The sequence below is a fragment of the Muricoccus harenae genome, from assembly GCF_009848505.1.
Lineage (GTDB): Bacteria > Pseudomonadota > Alphaproteobacteria > Acetobacterales > Acetobacteraceae > Roseomonas > Roseomonas harenae.
The window spans coordinates 1-6,973 of record NZ_WWDL01000070.1 but is presented as its reverse complement, the minus strand read 5'-3'; the positions used below and the strand labels follow the sequence as shown (position 1 = coordinate 6,973).

Below are 6,973 nucleotides of genomic sequence, written 5' to 3'. Positions count from 1 at the left end.
GGAAGCAAACATCGTTCATGTCCTTCGTGAATGGCGACGGCTCGATGTCGTCGTCTGCTGGACACCGATATGTGCCTCTCCCCGGCCCCACTCCACTTCCTATGGGTAATGCATTCCATTCGTCCGGCGCATAGTGCTTAGCCGTGACGACCTAACCGGCCGTGGTGCGGATCTTCCCCAGGCTTGATCGCCGCCCCCTCGTTCTTTGCGCGGCGGGCTCGGGCAATCTCTTTCCAGCGGAAACTCCGGTTGAGGCGCGCCGTCCTCGATCACAGCCTCGCGCGCGGCATTCTTTTGGGCTGATCCGTGAGTGATGAACCAGTAGGAAGCGCGCATGGATGCCGCCGTTGATCTCCGACCCGACCCTCAGACCAAGCGAGACAGCTATCTTCGGATCGAAAGGATCGGTCGACCGGCAGCGCCCTGGGTATGGAAAATTTACTCAGCGGACGACTTTTTTATGCAGCAGTCCCGGCTGGGCTATCGCTGTGCCGAAGACGCATTGAAGGTCGGCGAGGTGTTTCTGCGGAGGGCGCGGTCCGGCAAGTACCTCGCCAGTGCTTGAGCCTGCACCACCCGCCTGGAAGCAGCGCATCCTGATCCTTGCGCGGGCCTGCGGCATTGAGAGGCACCGGGGCTGAGGAAGACGGAACATGGGCCGAAAGCGGATGCACACGCCAGAAGGGTTCAGTGAATCCTCGACAGGCTGAGGTACTGCTCGCATAGGGCAGGCCGGTGCTTCAACTAGAAGAGGCCTGCGACCTCGTCAGGAAGTGGCCGCGTGATAGGCGGAGGTTCCGTATGCCCAGCATCGTCGCCGACTTCACGCGCGAAGCTCTGTCATTTGGGTCGCCCGGACACTTACCTCGAACTATATGACCGGCACTCTGGCTGATCTCTTCATTCGTCACTGCAGTTTCCTCTGCCCCACGGTTGATTGAGACATCCCGCAAGCGGACGGTATCCGCCGATGGGGTGCACGATGACGACAGAAACGATGGACGCGGCCGGTCCTGGACGGGGTGGCCGGATGTCGCGGCAGCGCAAGCGGGATGCGGTGCTGCGGCTGCTGCGTGGCGAGGACCTGGAGACGGTTTTGCGGGCGCTGGGTGTGACCGCCGCAACGCTCAGCGGCTGGCGTGACGCCTTCCTGGCGGCTGGCGAGGCGAGCCTGGCGACGCGGCCCAGTGACGGCGAGGCGCTGGAGAGCGAGCGACTCAAGGCCAGGCTGGGCGAGATGCTGCTCGAACGCGAGTTGCTGGAGGCCAAGGTCGCGGCCCTCGAGGGTGGCCGCCCTTTGGTCCGGCGGAGGTCACGGCCATGAGCCTGACGGTCTCGCCCAGCAGCGGCAGGCCCTATGGCCTGACCCGGGTATGCCGGATTTGGCGGGCAGCCCGAGCCACGGTCTACCGCCATCGCCTGCCACCCCGAACGGAGCCACCCAGGCGACCTGGCCCGGTTGGGCCGATGCCGGATCCGGAGTTGGTCGAGGCGATCCGGGCCATCCTCGCGGCCAGCCCCTTCCATGGCGAGGGGCACCGCAAGGTCTGGGCAAGGCTACGCAGGCAGGGCGTCCGAACTTCCCGGCGCCGGGTGCTGCGGCTCATGCGGGAGCACGACCTGCTCGCCCCATCGCGGGTCGGCAGCCCCGAGGCCCGCGCAACCACGACGGCACCATCATCCCTGACGCGGTGGACATCATGTGGGGCACCGACATGACCACCACCTGGACAGCTGAGGGGCAGGCGGCGGTGTTCGTCGCCGTCGATCACCACAGCGCCGGGTGTGTGGGCCTGCATGCCGCCCGGCGTGGCACCCGCTTCGAGGCGCTGGAACCCCTCAGGCAGGGTGTGCGCCAGCACTTCGGCGGCTTCGCCAAGGACATCGCGGCAGGTCTCTCGCTGCGCCATGATCACGGCTCGCAGTACATGGCCGATGCCTTCCAGGGCGAGCTGACGTTCCTCGGCATCGAGAGCTCACCCGCCTTCGTGCGGGCACCCGAGGGGAATGGCTGCGCCGAGCGCTTTATCCGGACCCTGAAAGAGAACCTCCTCTGGGTGCGGACTTTCGACACCGTCGAGCAACTGCGCCAGGCGCTCCTTGAGTTCCGCCAGACCTACAACTCAACCTGGCTGATCGAGCGAAACGGCTTCAGAACACCGGACGCCGTCCGCCAGGACCAGCTTTCAACCAGGGTTCTCGCCGCATAGGCTCCACTCAGGTGTCTCAAAAACTGCGGGCGGTACAGCAGTGAGGGTACCATCCGTCTGATCCGCACCGCTGGTGCGCCCGTCTGGCTCACGCACCAGAAGCGCAGCCAAGCTCTGTTCGAGGCTCCGAACTCGGCCGATGAGCCCGCTCGGTGACGTTGTGAACCGTGAAGTGGTGCAGCGCCTCCAGGAACTTGTAGTCGTCACGCCCCTCGCCGCGGCTGCGCAAGCGAGCCGCCATGTCGCCATTCCGCCAACTCACCAATGTCCGTCCTTCCGAGGCCAACAACCCAGAGCAGGTCCCTGGTCGCCTCCATGGGAGCGTCGATGTCGCCGCGTGAGATCACCAAAGTAGTACGGGAAGTGCGGAGCGACGCCGTGTTCGTGGGCATGGCGACCTCTGCGCGACCTGCTAGCCGGCCGCCGCGACAACTATGCCGTGTGGAGGCGGGCCAATATCGCCACCATTCCGCGAGATACATTTAAGTATATCACCTCGCGGAGATCCTTATCACTTGTTCGATAGAAATACGCATAGGTCGGAAACCTGGCGCAACTCGATCCGCATCGGGATTCATCTTGGGTCAAGATGTAGAAATGTTGTGGGCCTACACCAACTCACGATCTACTAACCTCTGCTAGACATACGCAACACTTCCTTCGCACCGGGCAGCCCCAAGTCTCCGAGACGAGGCGTGCGTCATTACAAGGACGGCTGAATGAGCAATCTCTACGTCTCCGGGACGGCTGCCAACGGTATCCCCGCAGGAAATGACGCAACTGGAGACGGCTCTCGTGAGCGTCCATGGGCCACGGTCGAGCGCGCGAACGCCGCAGCAGCTAACGGCGACACCGTCTACCTGAACGACGGCGTCTACACCCCGGCCACGGGTCTGGTGGTGTCGAATTCAGTGACTTGGCTCGGCGTGACTGATTATGGGGCGACGATCCGCGGCGCTGCGGGGCAGTCCCGCGTTATCGGGATCTCGGAGGACCAGGGCGGCACCGTCACCTTTGGCAAGATCGTCATCGACGGGGCGAACACCACGACCGCCCTGATCACCGTCAGCGACCAGCCCTCGACCTACACGCTCCACCTCGACGGCATCCGCCTGGTAAATCCCACCAGCTACGGCATCCAGGGTGCCAGCACCGGCACCCGCGCGGATCTCAACCTGGACAACGTCCAGTTTTCCGCAACCAGCGCTCTCGCGATGGTCAACATCCCCAACCTTAAGGCCGGTGACGTGACCATCACCGGCGGCTCCGTCGACATCGCCAGTGTCTGGCGCTCCGGCTTCGGTGGCATCGCCAACATCGACGCGAGCGCGGCCGGGAGCACGGTGGCCATCTCCGGCGTCGAGGCGAACCTGCACGCCACCGGCACGGACGCCGCGGGCACGGGCGGCATCTACTACGGCATCCGCCTGACCGACGTGCAGGCGCCGCTGATCGAGAACAACAAGATCACGCAGTCGGGCACCTCGGCCGACCAGACCGGCTACACGGTCTCGGTGACCTACGACAAGCTGGCGCCGACCCCCATCGACATCTCTGGCGGGGTCATTCGCTACAACAACCTGTACAACTATCTCGATGGCAGTGCTGGCAAGATCATCCTGGTCGGCCACGACTCCGATCCGGGCGTCGCTGCTCGCAACCTCGCCAATGACTTCCAGATCTACGGCAACAGCGGCTTCGGCGACGAGGGTGCCGAGGCGGCCAAGCTCCACGGCATCCTGGTGGGCTGGCAGGACGGCGCCAAGCTCTTCGACAACGCCCTGGACTACACGAGCCTCGCCTATGTGCTGAAGGGCATGTCGGGCGAGACGCTGGTCTTCGACAACACGGACACCCGCACCACCTCGAAGAGCCTCTACCAGAAGGGAGGCGACGGGGTTCAGTTCCTCTACAACACGAGCTACATGGAGGCCGCCTTCAACCCGGACGCCATCAACATCGGCGACTCCGGAGGCGGCCTCTACGCGGCGACTGGCGCAGTGGTCGTAGGCAACACCGTCGTCTACACGGGTGCCCCTGACAGCTTCCTGACGATCTGGGACGGATCCAGCGCCGCCACCATCGCCGGGAACAACTACTACTCGGTCATGGGAAACTCGAGCTCGGCCTGGATCTACCAGGGCACGTCCTACAAGAGCTTCGAGGCGTGGCAGGCGGCCCATGAGACCACCGCGACCTACAACTCGGACGTGAAGCTCGGCCAGGGCGCGATCCTCAGCGCGGTCGGGGTCTCCGGCCAGGCGCTCAAGCTGGTCGGCATGGTCAACGGCGTCGAGACCTACTCGGTCAAGTTCACCACCGGCACCGCCTCCAGCACCACCTTCGCCATCGGCAACTTCGGAGCGGACGGGGCTGCCGCCATCTCCGGTCTGATCGATGCGGACATGAGCGGCCCAGGGAGCGCAAGCCTGAGCGGGTCGGGGACGCAGGATGGGACCTATGCCGGGCTCGACAGCGGCGAACTGCTCACCTTCCGCATCTCCTATAACGGGCTGAGCGCCGTCGGTGGGCAGGTGCTCCACATCACCGGCAACTACACCAACACACGCCCGATCGACATCATCATCGAGGGCGGGGCTACCGGCAGTAGCCTGTCCATCTCCGACCCACTCGCTCTGTTCGAGGGCAATAGCGGCAGCACCACCTTCACCTACACGGTGACCCGCTCGGGCGACACCAGTGGTGCCAGCAGCGCCAGCTGGTCGGTGATGGGCAGCGGCAGCAACCCGGCCGGTGCCAGTGACTTCGTGGGCGGTCTGCCAAGCGGCACGGTCAGCTTCGCCGCCGGCGAGACAAGCAAGACCATCACCGTCACCGTTGCGGCCGATGCCGAGATCGAGCAGGACGAGACCTTCACGCTCACCCTCTCCTCGCCCTCGGCGGGAACCACGATCACCAGCTCCACCAGCACCGGAACCATCCGGAATGATGACGTGGCCGGCGGGACCACGCCGACGGAGGGGAACGATAACCTCACCGGCACGGAAGCCGCCGATATCATCGATGCTCTCGGCGGCAACGACACCGTGGATGGCCTCGGCGGCAATGACACGCTGATCGGCGGCGCCGGAAACGATACGCTGATCGCCCTCTCCGGCGACGACAGGCTGGAAGGCGGGTTAGGCGACGACAGCTACTATGTCGACAGCACCGCAGACATCATCGTCGAAAGGAGCGGAGAAGGCATCGACACGGCCTATTTCTCAGGAGCCGGCAAGTTCACCCTGAAGAGCAACGTCGACAACCTGGTGCTCACCGGCACGACCGACAGCAACGGCACCGGCAACTCCCTCAGCAATACGATCATCGGCAATGCAGGAAACAACATCCTGAGTGGCGGTGATGGGGATGATACCATCTTCGGTGGAAGCGGAGACGACCTGATCGAGGGGGGCGGTGGCCGTGATATCCTCTCCAGCGGGGATGGGGCGGATAGGTTCATCTTCCGATCGGCGGCCGATGTTGGCGGCGGGAAGACGGGGCTGCCCTCCGATCTGATCACCGACTGGGCACCAGGCGACAAGATCGACCTCTCCAGGCTCGACGCCATCGCCTCGACCAGCACGAATGACGCCTTCGCCTTTATCGGATCCGGTGCTTTCACCGCGGCCGGCCAGCTGCACTACATTCAGAGCGGGGATCAGACCTTTGTGGAGGGCGACATGAACGGCGACCTGATCGCGGACTTCTCACTCGCGCTCTCGGGGCTTCACACCCTGACCGCAACGGACTTCGTACTCTAGCAGGCTGCTGAAGAAGTCTCTCGGACGGCGATGAGGGTTGCCTCGCCGCCGTCCTGGAATTCGCGTTCGATTTGGGGCGAGCCGCTGGGGAGGAGTTCGGCATAGCCGGGGCCCTGGACCCCGCCTCCTCCTTCGGCACCGATCCAGGTAGAAGCGATGTTGTCGATGTAGAAGGCAACGTCGAGGCGGCCTGCATGGGGCGTTGGCAAGTTGATGGTGGTGGTCGGGATGAGCGGGCCGGGGCAGTCTGACGGTCTGACGCCAGACCCCGCCACCCACCCTGGGTACCGCTTCCCGGCGGAGATCATCAGCCACGCTGTATGGCTTTATCACTTGTTCAGCTTAAGCCTGCGGGAAGTGGTGGCCTGACCCCGGATGCGGCTCCATGAGTTATAGGAGAGTTGGCCCATGTTTCGACGCGCTCGGCTGGGCGTGCCGGAGGGCAGCGTAGGCGGGCCCGATCAGGCGGGGCAAGGTGGCTTCCGGCGCAGGTGGCCTGTACCCGAGCGCGCTGTGAGGCCTCAAGGTGTTGTCATGACGCCGCCACCGCTCGATCAGCACCTCGGCTTCCTTCAGGGAATGGAAAAGCTCCCGGCCAAGCAGCCGCGCATTCTCCCGCACCAGTTCTTTCATCCGCCGGGCCTGGTCGACCTTCAGCCCGCCATACTCGGACCGCCAGCGATAAAAGCTCGCCCCCGACACCCCCAACCCATGGCAGACCTCGCCTACCGTCCGGCCCCGCGCCAGCTCAACCTCCGCCTGCCGCAGCAGCCCAATGATCTGCTCCGGCGTCAAACGCTTCCCAGGCAGCCTGACCTCCTCCAGGAGGCTAACTCTCCCACCAAACTCGGAACCAGTTCAGGAGCGCAGGCCAGCACTGCTCGATACGGCGCAAGGCGCCGCGGGCATAGACGCGGAGGGGCTGACGGCCGATGTCGTCACGGGCGCTCGCGAGTATGGGCGCTATGGCTACCGCAAGGTCACGGCCCTGCTCCACCA

2 protein-coding genes and 4 pseudogenes are annotated in these 6,973 nt (G+C 64.6%); 4 read left to right on the top strand and 2 right to left on the bottom strand.

Features of this window, described 5'->3' with window-relative positions; translation table 11 throughout:
- Nucleotides 1–334: 334 nt before the first annotated feature.
- From GSE44_RS24715 to GSE44_RS24705, 3 genes and pseudogenes are all read left to right on the top strand, one after another.
- Nucleotides 335–565, top strand: coding sequence for a hypothetical protein (locus GSE44_RS24715; RefSeq protein WP_159351487.1), 231 nt, complete (start codon nt 335–337; stop codon nt 563–565).
- 417 nt (nt 566–982) lie between these two features.
- Nucleotides 983–2,210 (top strand): annotated as a pseudogene (locus GSE44_RS24710) (IS3 family transposase).
- 719 nt (nt 2,211–2,929) lie between these two features.
- Nucleotides 2,930–5,974: a Calx-beta domain-containing protein gene (locus GSE44_RS24705; protein WP_159351486.1), complete on the top strand. Its 3,045-nt coding sequence runs from the start codon at nt 2,930–2,932 to the stop codon at nt 5,972–5,974.
- 390 nt (nt 5,975–6,364) lie between these two features.
- On the opposite strand, the pseudogene GSE44_RS26070 reads toward GSE44_RS24705, so the two are convergent.
- Both GSE44_RS26070 and GSE44_RS26065 read right to left on the bottom strand, forming a co-directional pair.
- A pseudogene (locus tag GSE44_RS26070) lies at nt 6,365–6,577 on the bottom strand (integrase core domain-containing protein); the annotation flags it as partial.
- Nucleotides 6,575–6,784, bottom strand: a pseudogene (locus GSE44_RS26065) (transposase); the annotation flags it as partial. The pseudogenes GSE44_RS26065 and GSE44_RS26070, both read right to left, overlap by 3 nt.
- Before the next feature lie 50 nt (nt 6,785–6,834).
- Here GSE44_RS26065 and GSE44_RS26060 point away from each other — a divergent pair.
- A pseudogene (locus tag GSE44_RS26060) lies at nt 6,835–6,973 on the top strand (IS3 family transposase); the annotation flags it as partial.

Bases quoted from the DNA above. Each gene is read 5' to 3' on its own strand.
- GSE44_RS24715 (WP_159351487.1), top strand. From the start codon at position 335: ATGGATGCCGCCGTTGATCTCCGACCCGACCCTCAGACCAAGCGAGAC.
- GSE44_RS24705 (WP_159351486.1), top strand. From the start codon at position 2,930: ATGAGCAATCTCTACGTCTCCGGGACGGCTGCCAACGGTATCCCCGCA.